The sequence below is a fragment of the Acidovorax sp. CCYZU-2555 genome, assembly GCF_018413525.1.
Lineage (GTDB): Bacteria > Pseudomonadota > Gammaproteobacteria > Burkholderiales > Burkholderiaceae_C > Comamonas.
This window is the reverse complement of record NZ_JAHCDD010000023.1, coordinates 30950-50504: the sequence shown is the minus strand read 5'-3', so window position 1 is coordinate 50504 and position 19555 is coordinate 30950. Positions and strand designations below refer to the sequence as shown.

General features: G+C 68.0%; 1 protein-coding gene. It reads left to right on the top strand.

What is annotated here, in order from left to right:
* The first annotated feature begins 194 nt into the window (after positions 1–194).
* The gene (locus KHY18_RS10340) at positions 195–19475 is read left to right on the top strand and encodes a SwmB domain-containing protein (RefSeq protein WP_213298970.1); all 19281 of its coding nucleotides are present in this window, start codon (positions 195–197) and stop codon (positions 19473–19475) included.
* Positions 19476–19555 lie beyond the last annotated feature (80 nt).

Here is a 19555-nt window from a genome sequence, read left to right as displayed (position 1 = left end):
GTGAATGCAGGTGCGCTCAGAGGGCGTGAGGCCTCTGTCATGTGGATCATGGTGGTTTTCTATGGGTTTTGTTACAGAATAAGAAATTTCTCACGTCTTTCGTTTCCATGAGGCGGTTTTATATTTTTGAGAAATTGGGTTAATCTTTATTTCAAATTTCCTGATTTTCTTTTCGCCTCGTTTTTGGAGATGACATGAACTTCCTTGCGAAAACTGCACCGCTGCGCCAAGAAGGCGTTCTCAGCCAAGGCGTGGAGTTTTCCAAGGAGTTGCCGCTCGCAGAAGCGAGTCGGGTTTATCTGGATATCAGTCCGGCGGACGTGTGGAATTTCAGCCGTGTCGGCAATGATTTGGTGCTGGTCGTCTGCGGCGAAGTGGTGCGGATCGCGGGATTCTTTCTCCCCGAAGCCCAGAGCCAGCTGTTTTTGCGCGGAGCCGAAGGCGAGGCCTTGGCGGTGCAACTGCAGAGCGTGGGCCTTGATGGCGGAATCATCGCGCGCTTCATTCCGCTGCTGGACGCCGCGCCGTTCGAATCGCTGACGGCGCCGCTGGCCTGCGTGATCGCGCCGCAGGCCAGCTCCGGCCTTGCCGAGTCCGCCGCCGGGTTGTCGACAGCGGGCAGCGTACTGGGCGCGGTGCTGCTCAGCGCCGCGGTGGTGGGCGTGGCCTCGCGTTCGTCGTCCAGTTCCAATTCCACGCCGCCTGTACCTCCCGTGCCCGACACCCGCGCGCCGCAGTTTCTCTCGGCTTCGGTCAGTGCCGATGGTGCACTGCTGACGCTGGCCTACGATGAGACGCTGGACGCCGCCCGGCCGCCGGCAGCAGCCAGCTTTGTGGTCCAGGTCAATGGCGTGGCGGTGGCCGTGACGGGCGTGAGCGTGGTCGGCAGCAACGTGGTGCTGACACTGGCGAGCCCTGTGCCTCAAGGCGCGGCGGTGTCCGTGGGATACACCGATCCGAGCGCGGGCAACGATGCCAACGCCATTCAGGACGCGGCCGGCAACGATGCGCTGAGCCTGCCGGCCACCGGCGCCGCCAACCCGGGGGGAGTGGATCCCGGTGGCGACAACCGGCCCCCGGCGTTTGTCTCCGCCGCGACCAGCGCCGACGGCACTACGCTGGCGCTGGCCTATGACGAAGCCCTGGACCCCGCGAATCCGCCCGCTGCCGGCAGCTTCGTGGTCACGGTCAATGGCGTGGCGGTGGTCGTCACGGGCGTGAGCGTGGTCGGCAGCACGGTGGTGCTGACGCTGGCCACGCCGGTGTCGCAGGGCGCGGTGGTGACCGTGGCCTATGCCGATCCATCGACGGGCAATGATGTCAGCGCGATCCAGGACGGCGACGGCAACGATGCCGCGAGCCTGGCGCCCACGGGTGTCGACAATCGTGTGTCCGATACAGTCGCGCCCAGCTTTGTCTCGGCGGCGCTGGGCGCCGGTGGCAGTGCGCTGGTGCTGACGTATGACGAAGCCCTCGATGCGGCGAATCCGCCCGCTGCGGGCAGCTTCGTGGTCACGGTCAATGGCGTCGCGGTGGCGGTCAGCGGTGTGAATGTGGTGGGCAGCACGGTGGTGCTGACGCTGGCTGCGCCGGTGGCCCAGGGTGCGGTCGTGACGGTGGCCTACAACGATACCTCGACCGGCAATGACGCCAATGCGATTCAGGACGCGGCCGGCAATGACGCTGTCAGCCTGCCGGCCACGAATGTGAGCAACGCGGCACCGCCCGACACCACGCCGCCCGTATTCGTGTCGGCCGCGACCAGCGCCGATGGCAGCGCATTGGTGCTGACCTATGGCGAAGCGCTCGATGCCGCCAACCCGCCGTTGGCGGGCAGTTTTGTCGTCACTGTGAATGGCGTTCCCGTGGCGGTGACGGGCGTGAGCGTCAGCGGCAGCTCGGTGGTGCTGACGCTGGCCGCGGCCGTGGTCAGCGGCGCGGCGGTGAGCGTTGCCTACGACGATCCCACGGCGGGCAACGATGGTCGTGCGATTCAGGATGCGGCCGGCAACGATGCGGCCAGCCTCGCGCCCACCAGCGTCAGCAATCTGGTTTCCGATGGCCTCACGCCGACCTTTGTCTCGGCCGCCACCAGCACCGACGGCGCGACACTGGTGCTGACCTACGACAAGCCGCTCGATGCGGGCCATCCCCCGGCCGTGGGCAGCTTTGTGGTCAATTCCAATGGCGTGCGGGTGCTCGTGACGGGCGTTTCGGTCACGGGCAGCAGCGTGGTGTTGACGCTGGCCAGTGCGGTGCCGGTGGGCGCGGTGGTCACGGTCGCCTACAGCGATGCGACGCCGGGCAACGATGTGAATGCCATCCAGGACGCGGCCGGCAATGACGCCGCCAGTCTTGCGGCCACGGGCGTGACCAACCTGGCGGTCGATGCCACGGCGCCAGCATTCGTGTCGGCCGTGACCAGCGCCGACGGCGCCACGCTGGTGCTGACCTACAACGAAGCGCTCGATGGCGCGAATCTGCCGGCTCCGGGCAGCTTTGTGGTTCAGGTCAATGGCGCCACCGTTGTCGTGTCCGGCGTGGCGATTGTCGGCAGCACCGTGCGGCTGACGCTGGCCACGCCCGTGCCTCAGGGCGCGGCGGTGACGGTCGCCTACAGCGATGCGACGCCGGGCAACGATGCGAATGCCATTCAGGACGCGGCCGGCAATGACGCGGCGAGCCTGCCGGCCACAAGTGTCAGCAATCTGGTGCCCGATGTGACGCCGCCGGCGTTTGTCTCGGCGACCACCAGCGCCGACGGCAATACGCTGGTGCTGACCTACAGCGAAGCGCTGGATCCGCTGCACCCGCCGGGCATGGGCAGCTTCGTGGTGCGCGTGAACGGCGTTGTTGTGACCGTGACCGGCGTCGGCATCGCCGGTGCGACCGTGGTGCTGGCGCTGGCCAGTCCGGTCACGAGCGGCGCGGCGGTGACGTTCGACTACAGCGATCCGTCGGGCGGCAACGATGCCAGCGCCATCCAGGATGCGCTCGGCAATGACGCAGCCACCCTGCTGGCGGCCAATGTCAGCAATCTCGTCCCCGACGGCCGGCCGCCGGCATTCGTTTCGGCCGCAACGAGCAGCGATGGCGGCTCGCTGGTGCTGACCTATGACGAAGCGCTTGCCGCGGGCAATCTGCCCGCGATGGCGCGCTTTGCCGTCACCGTCAATGGCGCAGGCGTTGCGGTCACGGGCTTGAACGTTGTGGGCAGCACGGTGGTGCTGACGCTGGCCACGCCCGTGCCGCGCGGCGCGGCCGTGACCGTGGCCTATGAGGACCAGGGCAATGATGGCGCGATACAGGATGGTGCCGGCAACGATGCGGCCAGCCTGGCGCCGACGCCGGTGAGCAATCTGGTGGCCGATAACATCACGCCGACGTTTGTTTCCGCCGCGACCAGCGCCGATGGCGGCACGCTGTTGCTGACCTATGACGAAACCCTTGACGCCGCCGCGCTGCCGGACGTGGGCCGCTTCGCGGTGAGCGTCGATGGCGTGACGGTGGGGGTCAGCGGCGTGAGAGTGGACGACCGCATGGTGGTATTGACGCTGGCGGCGCCCGTGCTGCGTGGCGCGGTCGTGACCGTGGCCTACGACGACCCGACGCCCGGCAATGACACCAGCGCGATCCAGGATACCGACGGCAATGACGCGGCCTCCTTGCTGCCGACCGCGGTGAACAATCTCGTCGCCGATACCGATGCGCCGACTTTTGTCTCGGCCGTGACCAGCTCCGATGGCGCGACGCTGGTGTTGGGCTACAACGAAGCGCTGGATGCGGCCAATCCACCGGCAGCGGCCAGTTTCGTGGTGACTGTCGGTGGCGTGGCCGTGACCGTCAGCGGCGTGGCCGTGGTCGGCAGCAATGTGGTGTTGACGCTCGCGGTGCCGGTCACGCACGGCGCCGCGGTGAGCGTGGCCTACAACGACCCCTTGCCCGGCAATGATCCCAGCGCCATTCAGGACGCAGCCGGCAACGATGCCGCGAGCCTGGCGCCTACCGGCGTGAACAACACCGTGCCCGACACCGGCGTGCCCGCATTGGTGTCGGCCGCGACCACGGCCGATGGGGCGGCGCTGGTGCTGGCCTACAGCGAAGGCCTCGATTCGGCAAATCCGCCCGCCGTCGGCAGCTTTGTGGTCAATGTGAACGGCGTACCGGTCGGTGTCACCGGCGTTGCCGTGGTGGGCAACAACGTGGTGCTGTCGCTGGCCACGCCCGTGCCGCACGGCGCGCCCGTGAGCGTGGCCTATGCCGACCCTTCACCGGCCAACGACGCGAATGCGATTCAGGACACCAGCGGCAATGACGCGGCGAGCCTGCCCACGACCGCGGTGAGCAATCTGGTGCCCGACAGCACGCCGCCCGCGTTCGTGACCGCCGCGACCAGTGCCGACGGCGCCACGCTGGTGCTGACCTACGACGAAGCACTGGACGCGGCGAACGTGCCCCCGCCCGGAAGCTTTGTGGTCAATGTCAACGGCACGGCCGTGACCGTGACCGCGGTGGTGGTCTCGGGCAGCAGCGTGGCGCTGACGCTGGCCAGCGCCGTGCCCAATGGCGCGGCCGTCACCGTCGCCTATGCCGATGCGACCCTGGGCAACGATGCGAATGCGATCCAGGATGCGGCCGGCAACGATGCGGCCAGCTTGCCGGCCACGGCCGTGGCCAATCTGGTGCCAGACATCACGCCGCCGGCATTCGTCTCGGCCGCGACCAGCGCCGACGGCACCACGCTGGTGCTGACCTACAGCGAAGCGCTGGACTCCGCCCACCCGCCAGCCGCCGGCAGCTTTGTGGTGAATGTGAATGGCGTTGCCGTGCCGGTCACGGCCGTGGCGGTGGCGGGCAGCAGCGTGGTGCTGACGTTGGCCACGCCGGTCATCCACGGGACGGCGGTGAGTGTGGCGTACAAAGATGCATCGACGGGCAACGACATCAGCGCGATTCAGGACGCGGCCGGCAATGATGCGCTGAGTCTGCCGGCAACCAGTGTCGGCAATCAGGTGGCCGATGGCACGCCGCCGGCTTTTGTCTCGGCCGCGACCAGCGCCGACGGCACGCGCCTGGTGCTGACCTACTATGAAGCGCTGGACGCGGCCCATGCGCCGCTGGCCGCCAGCTTTGCGGTCAAGGTCAACGGCGCCGCGGTCGCAGTGACCGGGGTGAGCGTGGTGGGCGCGAGCGTGGTGCTGACGCTGGCCACGCCAGTGGTCAATGGCGCAGCGGTGACCGTGGCCTACACGGACACCACGCCGGGCGACGATGCGGCGGCGATCCAGGACGCGACCGGCAATGACGCCGCGAGCCTGCCGGTCACCAACGTGAGCAACGTTGTGGCCGACACCACGGCGCCGGCGTTTGTCTCCGCCGTGACGGGGGCTGACGGCACGACGCTGGTCCTGAGCTACAACGAGGCGCTGGACGCGGCCAATCCACCGGACGTGGGCAGCTTTGTGGTCAACGTGAATGGCGCGCCGGTGGGCGTGACCAGCCTGGTGGTTCTGGGCGCGAGCGTGGTGCTGACGCTCGCCGCTCCCGTCGCGCATGGCGCGGCGGTGACGCTGGCCTATGCCGATCCCTCGACGGGCAACGACCCCGGTGGCATCCAGGATGCGGCCGGCAACGATGCCGCGAGCCTGCCGGTCACCAATGTGAGCAATCTGGTGCCCGACAGCACGCCGCCGACTTTTGTGTCGGCCGTCACCAGCGCCGATGGCGCGACGCTGGTGCTGACCTACAGCGAAGCGCTGGACGCGGGCAATGCGCCGCCGGTGGGCAGTTTTGTGGTCAATGTGAATGGCGCTCCCGTCACGGTGGGCGGTGTGAGCGTGGTCGGCAGCAGCGTCGTGCTGACGCTGGTCACGCCCGTGGCCAACGGCGCGGCGGTGACTGTCGCCTATGCCGACCCCACGGTGCAAAACGACGGCAAGGCCATTCAGGACGCAGCCGGCAACGATGCGGTGAGTCTGGATACGACCAGCGTGGGCAATCTGGTGCCCGATGGCACGGCGCCGGTGTTTGTGTCGGCAGCCAGCAGCGTCGACGGCACGACACTGGTGCTGAGCTACAACGAACTGCTGGACGCGGACCATGCGCCGCCACTGAGCAGTTTTGTGGTCAATGTGAATGGCGCGCCGGTCACGGTGAGCGCTGTGGCCGTCGTCGGCAGCAGCGTCGTGCTGACGCTGGCCACGCCGCTGGCCCATGGCGCGGCGGTGACGGTGGCCTACAGCGATCCGTCGACCGGCAACGATGACAACGCCATTCAGGACGCGAGCGGCAATGATGCCGCGACGCTGCCGGCCACGGGCGTGAGCAATCTGGTGCCCGATGGCACGGCGCCGACGTTTGTGTCCGCCGTGACCAGCGCCGACGGGGCGACGCTGGTGCTGACCTACAGCGAGGCACTCGACGCCGCGAACCCACCTGATGGCGCACGCTTCACGGTCAATGTGAACGGCACGGCCGTACCCATTTCGTCCGTGGCCGTCGTCGGCGCCACCGTGGTGCTGACGCTGCTCAGCCCGGTCGCGACCGGCGCGGCCGTGACCGTGGCCTATGCCGATCCCGATCCCGCGTCGGGCAATGACGCCAATGCCATCCAGGATGCGGCCGGCAATGATGCGGCCGATCTGCCCACGACCAATGTGAGCAATCTCGTGCCCGACCTCACGGCGCCGGTGTTCGTCTCGGCCGCGACCAGCGTCGATGGCGCGAGCCTGGTGCTGACGTACAGCGAAGCGCTCGATGCGGCGAATCGACCGACAGCGGACAGCTTCGCGGTCAATGTCAATGGCGCTGCCGCGGTGGTGACCGGCGTGTCCATCGTGGGCAAGACCGTGGTGCTGGCGCTGCAGACGCCGGTGGCGAATGGCGCTGCGGTGAGCGTGGGCTATCTGGATCCCTCGGCGGGCAACGACACTTCGGCCATCCAGGACGCCGCGGGCAATGATGCCGCAACGCTGCCGGCCACCAATGTGAGCAATCTGGTGCCCGATGTCACGCCGCCGGCCCTGGTGTCGGCCGTGACCAGCGCCGATGGCACGGCGCTGGTGCTGACCTATGACGAAGCGCTGGGCGCCAACGGGCCGCCGCCGACCAGCTTCGTGGTCCGGGTCAATGGTGTCGCCGTGGTGGTCGATGATGTGACCGTGAACGGCCGCAGCGTGGTGCTGGCGCTGGCGACTGCGGTGACGAATGGCGCCGTGGTCACCGTCGCCTATGCCGATCCGTCCGGTGGCGACGACCTCAATGCGATCCAGGATGCTGCGGGCAATGACGCGCCGACCCTGACGACCAATGTGAGCAATGCCGTGCCCGATCTCACGGCCCCGGCGTTTGTGTCGGCCGTGACCAGCGCCGACGGCGCCACGCTGGTGTTGACCTACAGCGAAGTCCTCGATGCCGACCATCCACCGCTGGCCAACAGCTTTGTGGTCAAAGTGAACGGTGCGGTTGTGACGGTCAACGTGGCGGCGGTGCAGGGCAGCACGATGGTGCTGACGCTGCAGACGCCGGTCCCCAGCGGCGCGGCGGTGACCGTGGCCTACGACGACCCCTTGCCGGGCGACGACCCCAGCGCCATTCAGGATGCGGCGGGCAACGACGCGGCGAGTCTGCCGGTCACCAATGTGAGCAATCTGGTGCCCGATGGCACGCCGCCGACCTTCGTCTCGGCCGTGACCAGCGCGGATGGCACGACGCTGGTGCTGACTTACAGCGAAGCACTCGATGCAGGCCATCCACCGCTGGCCGGCAGCTTTGTGGTCAATGTGAACGGCGCGCCGGTGGTGGTCACGGGCGTGACGGTGACCGACAGCCGCGTGCTGCTCGCACTGGCCACGCCGGTGGCGCACGGCCTGCCCGTGACCGTGGGCTACAACGATCCGACGACAGGCAATGACGCGGCCGCGATCCAGGACGCCAGCGGCAACGATGCCGCGAGCCTCACGGCCGCTCCGGTGGGCAATCTGGTCCCGGACAACCTCGCTCCGGTATTCGTCTCGGCCGCGACGAGCGCCGATGGCAGCCAACTGGTGTTGACTTATGACGAGACCCTGGATGGCGCCAACCCGCCCGGCGCGGCCAGCTTCACGGTCAATGTGAACGGTGTGCAGGTCGCGGTCAATGGCGTGGTGGTCACGGGCCACACCGTGGTGTTGACGCTGGCCAGTGCGGTCGTGCATGGCGCGGCCGTGACCGTGGTCTACGCCGACCCTACCGGCGACGACGACGACAGCGCCATTCAGGATGCGGCGGGCAACGATGCGCTGGACCTTTCCACGCACGTGAGCAATCTCGTCGCCGATGTCACGCCGCCGACGTTTGTCACGGCGGCGACCAGCGCCGACGGCACGCGGCTGGTGCTGACTTACAGCGAAGCGCTGGACGCCGGCAATGCGCCGGTGGCCGCGGACTTCACCGTGAAGGTCAACAACGTGGCGGTGCAGGTGACCGGCGTCACTGTGGTGGGCAGCACCGTGGTACTGACGCTGCAGACGCCAGCGACCGCAGGCGCTGCCGTGACCGTGGCCTATGCCGGTGCCACGCCGGGCAATGAGGGCAACGCGGTGCAGGACGCGGCGGGCAATGACGCGGCCGAGCTGCTGGCCACCAATGTGAGCAATCTGGTGCCCGATGGCACGGCGCCGGTTTTTGTGTCGGCGGCGACCAGCGCCGACGGCACGACCCTGGTGCTGACCTACAACGAAGCGCTGGACGTGACCAACGGCCCGCTGCAGGGCAGCTTCACGGTGCTGGCGGATGGCTTGCCTGTAGGCGTCAGCAACGTGACCATCGTCGGCAGCACCGTGGTGCTGGCGCTGGCCACGCCCGTGGCACATGGGGTGGCGGTGACGGTCGCCTATGCCGATCCCACTGCAAGCAATGACGCGAGCGCCATCCAGGATGCGGCCGGCAACGATGCGGCGAGCCTGCCCGCCACCAGCGTCAACAACCTCGTTCCCGATGCCACGGCGCCGACATTCGTTTCGGCCGTGACCACGTCGGATGGCCTTGCGCTGCTGCTGACCTACGACGAAGACCTCGATGCAGTCATGCTGCCGACGGCGGACAGCTTTGTGGTCACTGTCAACGGTTCGACCGTGAGCGTGGAATCGGTTACGGTCAACGGCGGCGTTGTGCGCCTGGAGCTTGCGACCGCGGTTGCCAATGGCACGACCGTGACCGTCGCCTATAACGATCCCACCAGCGGCAACGATACGGCGGCGATCCAGAATCTCGCGGGCATAGATGCCGCGACGCTGCTGCCCATCCATGTGAGCAACCAGGTGCTGGACGCCACGGCGCCGACCTTTGTCTCGGCCGCGACCAGCACCGATGGCGCTAGTGTTGTGCTGACCTACAGCGAAGCGCTCGACGGCGCGAATGCGCCGACCGCTGGCGCCTTCACGGTGCTGGTCAACGGCGGGGCGGTGACCGTGGCCTCGGTCGCGGTTTCCGGCAACACGGTGGTGCTGGCGCTGCCGACCCCCGTGGCGCATGGCGCTGCGGTCAGCGTGGCCTATGGCGATCCCACGGGCGGCAATGATGCCAATGCCATCCAGGACGCCGCGGGCAACGATGCGGCCAGCCTCGCGACCACGGGCGTGAGCAACCTCGTTCCCGACACCCAGGCGCCGACATTCGTCGCGGCCGCGACCAGCGCGGATGGCGGCTCGCTGGTGCTGACCTATGACGAAGCGCTCGATGCCGCCAATGTGCCTAGTGGCGCCAGCTTCGTGATCCGGGTGAATGGCGAACCCGTGGCGGTCAGCGGCGTGGCGATTGCCGGCAGCCAGGTGGTGCTGACGCTGGCCACGCCGGTCGCGCATGGACAGACCGTGCGCGTGAACTACAGCGCTGGCGGGCTCCAGGACGTGGCGGGCAACGATGCGGCCAATCTGGTGGCCGAGGGCGTGAACAATCTGGTGCCCGACAACATCGCTCCCACGCTGCTGTCGGCCGCGACCACGACCGATGGCACGGCGGTGCTGCTGACCTATGACGATCAGCTCGATTCCGCCAATGGACCGGACATCGACAACTTTGTGGTCCGCGTCAACGGCGTGGCGGTGACGGTCACCACCTTGCAGGTCAGCGGCGCCACCGTGACCCTGGGGCTGGAGAACGCGGTAGTGCAGGGCGCCGTGGTCACGCTCGACTACACCGATCCCACGGCGGGCAACGACGGCAAGGCGATCCAGGACCTCACCGGCAACGATGCGCAAAGCCTCTTGGCGCTGAGCGTGACCAACCAGGTGCCTGATATCGCCGCGCCGGTGTTCCTCTCCGCGGCCACCACGGCCGACGGTATGGCGCTGGTGCTGACCTACAACGAAGCGCTGGACGCGGGCAATCTCCCGGTGCGGGGCGACTTCACGGTCACGGTGAATGGCGCGCCCGTGGCGGTGGCGGCCGTGGCCATCGCCGGCAATACCGCCACGCTGACGCTGGCCGCGCCGGTGGCGAGCGGCGCGGCCGTGACCGTTGCCTACGACGATCCGAGTGCGGGCAACGATGAAGCGGCGCTCCAGGACGCGGCCGGCAACGACGCGGCAAGCCTGCCGGCGACCAATGTGAACAATACCGTGCCCGACACCACGGCGCCGGTGTTCGTCTCGGCCGCCACGGCCGCCGACGGCAATACGCTGGTGCTGAACTACAGCGAGGCACTGGACCCGGTCCGGCCGCCGGCGATCGGCAGCTTCACGGTCAGCGTCAACGGCGCTGCCGTGGGCGTCGCGTCCGTGGCCGTCGTGGGCAGCGGCGTGGTGCTGACGCTGGCGACGCCCGTGCCGCATGGTGCGGGCGTGACCGTGGCCTATGCCGATGCCGGCGCGGGCAATGACGTCAACGCCATCCAGGACGCGGCGGGCAATGACGCGAGCAGTCTTGCGGCCACGGCCGTCAACAATCTGGTGCCCGACACGCAGGCGCCGATCTTTGTCGCGGCCACGACCAGCCTCGATGGCGCCAGCATTGTTCTGAGCTACAACGAAGCGCTCGATGGGGTGAATCCCCCCGTGGCCGGCGACTTCGCGGTCCTGGTGAACGGCGTGGCGGTGGGGGTGACGCTGGTGACTGTCACCGGCAGCAACGTGCGGCTGACGCTGGCGACGTCCGTGACGCATGGCGCGGCGGTGACCGTGGCCTACAACGATCCTTCGGTGGGCAACGACTTTGGCGCCATCCAGGATGCCGCGGGCAATGATGCCGCGAGCCTGGCGCCTGTCAATGTCAGCAATCTGGTGCCCGACCTCGTTGCGCCGGCTTTCGTTTCGGCCGCCACCAGCGCCAGCGGCGCAAGCCTGGTGCTGACTTACGACGAAGCGCTCGACGCCGCCAGTCTGCCCGAGGTGGAGCGCTTTGTGGTCAATGTGAATGGCGTAGAGGTGGACGTGACCGGCGTGTCGGTGGCCGGCGCCACCCTGGTGCTGACGCTGGCCACGGCCGTGGCCCATGGCGCGGCCGTGACTGTGGCCTACAGCGACACGACACCGGGCAACGATGCGCTCGCGGTGCAGGACGCGGCCGGCAACGACGCCGCGAGCCTGGCGCCGACCAATGTCAGCAATCTGGTGCCCGACACCACGGCGCCGCTGTTTGTCTCGGCCGTGACCAGTGCCGACGGCGCGACGCTGGTGCTGAGCTACAACGAGGCGCTGGACGCCGGCAATCCGCCCGCCGTGGACAGCTTTATCGTCACCGTCAATGGCGCGCGTGTGGGGGTCAGCGGCCTGGCGATCAGCGGCAGCACGGTGGTGCTGACGCTGGCCAGTGCCGTGCCCAATGGCGCGGCGGTGACGCTTGCCTATACCGACCCAGGCACGGGCAACGATGGCAGCGCCATCCAGGATGCGGCCGGCAACGACGCCGCGAGCCTGCCTGTCACGACTGTGAGCAATGTGGTGCCTGACACCACGCCGCCGACCTTTGTTTCGGCGGTCACCAGCACCGATGGCGCGACGCTGGTGCTGAGCTACAACGAAACGCTGGATGCGGCGAATCTGCCCGTCGCAAGCAGCTTCACGGTACGGGTCAACGGCGCTGGCGTGCTGGTGACGGGCGTGGCGATTGCGGGCAGCAGCGTGCAGCTGACGCTCGCCAGCGCCGTGCCCCATGGCGCGGCCGTGACGGTCGCCTATGTGGATGCAGCAGGCAATGACATCCATGCCATCCAGGACGCGGCCGGCAACGATGCGGCCAGCCTGGCCGCCACGAGCGTGGGCAATGTGGTGCCCGACACCACGCCGCCTGCCTTGGTGTCGGCCGTGACCAGCAGCGACGGCGCGACGCTGGTGCTGAACTACAACGAAATGCTGGACGCCGCCCACCCGCCAGCGGTCGGCAGCTTCACGGTGAATGTGAACGGCGCGCCAGTGTCGGTCACCGCGGTGTCCATTGTGGGCAGCAGCGCCGTGCTGACGCTGGAGACGGCTGTGCCCCATGGCGCGGGTGTGAGCGTGGCCTATGCCGATCCCACGGGCGGCAATGATGTGAGTGCTGTTCAGGATGCCGCGGGCAATGACGCGGTGAGCCTGCCGGCCACGGGTGTGAGCAACCTCGTGCCCGACACCACGCCGCCGGCCTTCGTTTCGGCCGTGACCGGCGCCGATGGCGCGACGCTGGTGCTGAACTACAACGAAGCGCTGGATGCGGCCCACCCGCCAGCGGCCGGCAGCTTTGTGGTCAATGTCAACGGCGCGCCGGTGGGGGTCAGCGGCGTGGCCATCAACGGCAGTACCGTGGTGTTGACCTTGGCGAACGCCGTGCCCAACGGCGCGGCCGTGACGGTCGCCTATGCCGACCCTGGCGTGGGCAATGACGTCAATGCCATTCAGGATGCGGCCGGCAACGATGCGGCGAGCCTGCCGGTCACCAGCGTCAGCAACCTCGTGCCCGACACCACGCCGCCCGCGCTGGTCTCGGCCGTGACCAGCGCCGATGGCGCGACGCTGGTGCTGGACTACAACGAAGCGCTGGACGCGGCCAATGCGCCGCTCCCGGGCAGCTTCGTGGTCAATGTGAACGGCAGCCCGGTGATCGTCTCGGCAGTATCGGTGGCCGGCAGCAGCGTGGTGCTGACGCTGGCCGGCCCCGTGGCCAATGGCGCGACGGTCACGGTCGGCTATCTCGATCCCACGACGGGTGACGACATCAAGGCTGTCCAGGATGCGAGCGGCAACGACGCGGCGAGCATGCCGCCCACCAACGTGGGCAATCTCGTGCCCGACACCACACCGCCGGTGTTCGTCTCGGCCGCGACCAGCGCCAATGGCGCGACCGTGGTGCTGACCTACAACGAAGTGCTGGATGCCGCCCATGCGCCGGCCGCGGCCAACTTTGTGGTCAACGTCAATGGCGCAGCGGTCTCGGTGACCGCCGCGGCCATCAGCGGCGCCAATGTGGTGCTGACGCTGGCCAGCAGCGTGCCCAACGGCGCCAGCGTCAGCGTCGTCTACACCGATCCCACGGGCAGCAACGACATCAACGCCATCCAGGACGCCGCGGGCAACGACGCCGCGACCCTGCCGGTCACCAGCGTCAGCAACCTCGTGCCCGATACCACGCCGCCGGCCTTTGTCTCGGCAACGACCAGTGCCGACGGCGCTACGCTGGTGCTGAGCTACAACGAAACGCTGGACGCGACCCATGCGCCGACGCCGGGCAGTTTCGTGGTCAATGTGAACGGCGCGGCGGTGGCCGTGACGGCCGTGGCCGTCAACGGCGCCAGCGTGGTGCTGACACTCGCCAGCCCGGTCGCGCATGCGGCCACGGTGACCGTGGCCTATGCCGATCCCACGGCAGGCAACGACGCCAGCGCCATCCAGGATGCGGCCGGCAACGATGCCGCGACCCTGGCCGCGACCAGCGTGAACAATGCGGTGCCCGACACCACGCCGCCCACCTTCATCTCGGCCGCGACCAGCACCGACGGCACGACGCTGGTGCTGAGCTACAACGAAACGCTCGATGCGACCAACCTGCCGGCCATGGGCAGCTTTGTGGTCAACGTCAACGGCGCGCCCGTGACCGTGACCGCCGTGGCCGTCAATGGCGCGAACCTGGTGCTGACGCTGGCGACGCCCGTGGCCAACGGCGCCGCAGTCAACGTCACCTATACCGACCCGACCGCTGGCAACGACGCCGGTGCCATCCAGGACGCGGTTGGCAACGACGCGCAGAGCCTGCCGATCACGACCGTGACCAATCTCGTGCCCGACACCACGCCGCCGGCATTTGTCTCGGCGGTGACCGGCGCCAACGGCGCGACGCTGGTGCTGAGCTACGACGAAACGCTGGATGCCGGGAATGCGCCGTTGCCAGGCCGCTTCGCGGTCAGCGTCAATGGCGCGGCGGTGGGCGTGACGGCGGTGAGCATCGTCGGCAGCAGCGTGGTGCTGACGCTGGCCGCGCCGGTCGCCCATGGCGCCAGCGTCACGGTCGCCTATGCCGACCCCGGCGCCGGCAACGATGCGCTGGCGATCCAGGATGCCGCGGGCAATGATGCGCTGACGCTGGGCGCGACCAGCGTCACCAATCTGGTGCCCGACACGCTCGCGCCCACGGTGCAGATCAGCGTCGCCGATCTGCTGCTGGCCAGCGGCGAGGCCACGCTGGTCACGTTCACCTTCAGCGAGGCCGTGACCGGCTTCGATGCCGGCGACGTGGCGGTGGCGGGCGGCGCGCTGACGGGCCTGACGCAGATCAATCCCAGCACCTGGACCGCGACGTTCACGCAGGATGGCAGCAGCATCGCGCCCAGCATCGCCATCGCCGCGGGCGCGTACACCGATCTGGCACTCAACCCCGGCGCGGGCTATACGCTGGACGCGAGCCTGGGCCTGTCGGCAGACATCACGCCGCCCTCGCTGGTGATCACCGCCGCCGATCTGGCGCTGGCCAATGGCGAGGCGACGCTCGTGACCTTCACGTTCAGCGAGGCCGTGGCGGGATTCACTTTGGCCGATGTGGTGCCGCTGGGCGGCGGCCTCACGGGGTTCACGCAGCTCAATGCGCGCACCTGGACGGCGACCTTCACCCAGGACGGCACGGCAACCCAGCCCAGCCTGAGTGTCGCCGCGGGCACGTACACCGACCTCGCTGCCAACCCCGGCACCGCTTATGCGCTCAATGGCGCCACGGGCTGGTCGGCCGATATCACGCCGCCCGTCTGGCAGTCGGTCGCGACCAACACCTCGGGCCTGGAAATCACGCTGGTCTACAGCGAGGCGCTGGACCCGGCGCATGCGCCCGCGGCCGGCAATTTCGCCGTGCGCGTCAATGGCGCGCTGGTGACCGTCAGCAGCGTCAATGTGGTCGGCAGCAGCGTGGTGCTGGGGCTGGCCGCGCCCGTTGTGTTCGGCAACAGCGTGACCGTGGCCTACAACGATACGAGCGCGGCCAATGACGCCAACGCCGTCCAGGACATCGCGGGGAATGACGCCGCGACCCTGGCCGCGCAGACGGTGACCAACAACGTGCCGTCGACCGACGTGACGCCGCCGCAGTTGCTGATCACGGCGCAAGACCTGCAGCTGGCGCTGGGCGAAGCCACGACCGTCACGTTCGTGTTCAATGAATCGGTGCTGGACTTCACGCTGAGCGACGTGACGGCCTTGGGCGGCACGCTGTCGGCCTTTACCCAGGTCAATTCCAATACCTGGACCGCGACCTTCACGCAAAACGGCACGGCCACGCCGCCTAGCATCAGCGTGGCCAATGCCACCTTCACCGATGCGGCGGGCAACCAGGGGCTGGGCTATACGCTCAATGCCGCCACCGGCTTCACGGCCGACATCACGCCGCCTACGTTGGTTTCTGCCGCGACGGGCACGGGCGGCACGACGCTGGTGCTGACCTACAGCGAAGCGCTCGACTCCGCCCATCCACCGGCCGCGGGGCAGTTCGTCGTGAATGCGGGCGGCTCGCCGGTCGTGGTGAGCGCGGTCGCCGTGGTCGGCAGCACCGTGGTGCTGACGCTGGCCAGCGCCGTGAAGAACGGCGCAACCGTGACCGTGGGCTATAACGACCCCACGGCGGGCAACGACGCGAATGCGGTGCAGGATCTGGCCGGCAACGATGCGGCGACGCGCAGCAATGTACCGGTGGTCGATACCTTGCCGCCCGTGCTGCAGAGCGCCAGCGTCGCCGGCGCCACGTTGACGCTGACCTATGACGAAGCGCTGGGCATGCCCGCGCCGACCGCGGGCAGCTTTGTCGTCAATGCGGGCGGCGCGAGCGTCGCCGTGACCAATGTGGCGATCACGGGCAGCACGGTGGTGCTGACGCTGGCCAGCGCGGTCGCCGCGGGCGCGGTCGTGACCGTGGGCTACACCGATCCTACCGCTGGCAACGATGCGAATGCGGTGCAGGACACGGCGGGCAACGATGCCGCGAGCCTGGTGGCCGCGCCCGTGACCAACACCCAGGCGCTGATACAGATCGATGAAGACGATATCACCGCCACGCTGCCGGCCGTGGCCAACGGCGCCTTCGTCGGCCTGTCCGCGAATGCGACGTACACGCTGGCGGCGCCCGTGGGCGCGCTGACTTCGGGCGGCCAGGCGATTGTGTGGACCGGCGCGGGCACGGCCACGCTGACCGGCCATGTGGGCTCGGCCGCGGGCGCCGTGGCGGTGGTGGTGAGCATTGCGAGCGGCGGCGCCGACGCGGGCAAGTACACCGTATCGCTGTTCAAGCCGCTGGACCACAGCGTCGCCAACGCCGAAGACCTGCGCAACTTCAATGTGGGCGTGCTGGTCAACGGCGCCACGGGCAATCTGCAGCTCACGGTCGGCGTGGTCGACGATATTCCCGTGGCCACGCCCGCATCGACCCAGGTCTTCAGCGCGGCCGGAACGCTGCAGGGCAATGCGGCGCTGACTTTTGGAGCAGATGGCGGCTATGTACAGAACGTGAGCGTCGACGGCATCCAGTTCAGCTACAACCCGACGGCCAAGACCGTGGCGCAGACCGGTGCCTCGACTTCGGTGTATTCGTACGCCTACGACAACCAGTCGACGCTGACGGTCAGCACGCTGCGCGGCGAAACCTTCACCATCGACCTGGCGACGGGCCAATACAGCATGACCGCCACGGGCGTGCGCGCGTCCGTCCCGGCGAATGTCGCTCCGGTCGCGAACCTGGGCGAGGCCGGCGGGCTGCTGGGACTGGTCGGCGTGAATGCGCTTGGGCTGATCAATCTGAGCGCCCAGCAGGCGTTCACGGCCAGCGATGCGAACAACAACATCCGCGAAGTCTCGTTGGTGTTCGGCGGCGTGAGCGTGGGTTCGCTGCTGTTCAATCCCTGGAGGTTCTCGGCGACGCTGGCCGCGGAGCTGGGCCTGCGCGTCGACTACAGCACCACGCTGCTGACGCACACGCTGCGCATCAGTTCGATCACCACCGGGCAGACGGTGGACAACTTCAAGCTCAATGAGCTGCTGGGATCGATCAGCCTCAACTCCAGCCTGCTGAACATCCTGACGCTGGACCTGGCCAGCTCGCTGAGCATGACCGTCACCGACCAGGGCGGACTAACCGATACCGCGGCCAGCTCCGAACTGCTGAACCTCCAGCTGTTGCGCTCGCTGGTCGGCACCCCGCCCGCGGGCCTGGAAGTGGGCACGGCGGGAGCGGACACGCTCGACGGCGCCGACGGCCTGGCCGCGAGCGCCAGCCGCAGGCTCTATGGCTATGCGGGCAATGACACGCTGCAGGGCAATCTGGGCAACGACATCCTGCGCGGCGGCGCGGGCAACGATACGCTCAACGGCTCCGCGGGCAACGACATCCTGGTGGGCGGCAGCGGCGCCGACTCGCTCACGGGCGGATCGGGGCTGGACGTGTTCCGCTGGGAGGCCGGCGATGCGGGCGCCGAAGGCACGCCCGTGGTCGACACCATCACCGACTTCGACGTCAACAGCGTCTGGGCCGGTGGCGACGTGCTGCACCTGGCGTCCTTGCTCAACGGGGAAGGGCGCATAGGCTTCACCACGGGCAACCTGGCCAACTATCTGCATTTCGCCAAGGTCGGCAACGACACCATGATCAGCATCAGCAGCCAGGGCGGTTTCGTCGGCGGCTACAACACCGGCAATGCCGCCAGGACAGATCAGCAGATCCTGCTGAAGAACGTCGATTTGGTCACGGGATTCGGCAACGACAGCGCCATCATCACCCACCTGCTGGGCCAGGGCAAACTCGAAGTCGATTCGGCGGCGATCAATGCCAGCGGCCTCGACGGCACGACCGACGTGGGCTTCACCCTCGTCGACCGTGACGGCGACACCACGACCGGCGCCGTGACTTTCGACAGCAGCGCCGTGAATGCGGGCGCGTTCAACCCGAACAACCGCGCGCCCGAAGTGCAGATCGCGTCGTCGGCGCTGCTGGGCATCATCGGTGTCGATGCCTTGAACGTGGTCAATCTGAGCGAGCAGAACCTCACGGTGGTGGACCGCGATCGCAACCTGAGCCAGGTTCAGGTGCGTTATCAGCCGGTGCTGGCGCTGAACCTCACGCCGCTGCAGCTCACGGCGTCGCAGAACCTCGCCACCGAACTCGGGCTGCAGCTGCGCGTGCAGAACAACCCCGGCCTGCTCAACGTTCTTGCGCCCAGTTCCACGCTGTTCATCACCTCGCTGGTCGCGGGCGCGGTCATCAGCAACCAGGCGATCAACGAGCTGCTGGCTTCGGTGCATCTGACCGACCAGGCCGGCACCTTGCTCAATGGCGCGCTGCTGAGCGCCGATGTTCTCAACGCGCTGACCATCACCGCGACCGACAGCCAGGGTGCGTCCACTACAGGCTCGACCAGCCAGCTGCTCGCGGCGAACCTGGCGAGCAACCTCAACGGCAATGCCAGCCTGCAGGAAGGCACGAACGGCGCTGACGTCATCAACGGAACCACGGGCGCCGACCGCCTCTACGGCCATGGCGGCAACGACACGCTGCTGGGCGGCGCGGGCGACGATCTGCTGCGCGGCGGCGCGGGCGACGACGTCTTGAATGGTGGCGATGGCGACGACCTGCTGATAGGCGGCCTGGGGAATGACACCTTGATCGGCGGCCCAGGCTCTGACACCATACAACTGCTGAGCGCCAACTATGCGTCCATCGATGGCGGTACCGGCTTCGATACGCTGCTGCTCGATGGCGGCATCAGCCTGACCTTCACCGCCGGCACGGCCAGCCGTATCAGCAGCATAGAGCGCATCGATCTGGGCACGGGTAGCACGGGCTCGGTGCTGACGTTGACTTCGCAGGCCGTGCTGGAGCTGACCGATGGGCCCTCGCATACCTTGCAGATCGTCGGCGACGCCCTCGATCGCGTGGTGATGACGGGAGCTGTCAAGGGCGCGACCTCGGTGGTCGGCGATGTGAGTTTTGTTTCGTATGCATGGGCCGGGGTGTCGGCTGTTGTACTGGTCGAGCAGGAGGTGACCAACGTAGTGGTGTAAGTGGGCGTTCTCGGGCAGTTGACCATTCAGGAGCTATTGGCATCTATGGGTTTATTCATCGATTCGACTGCCGTCTACAT

Bases quoted from the DNA above. Each gene is read 5' to 3' on its own strand.
- KHY18_RS10340 (WP_213298970.1), top strand. From the start codon at position 195: ATGAACTTCCTTGCGAAAACTGCACCGCTGCGCCAAGAAGGCGTTCTC.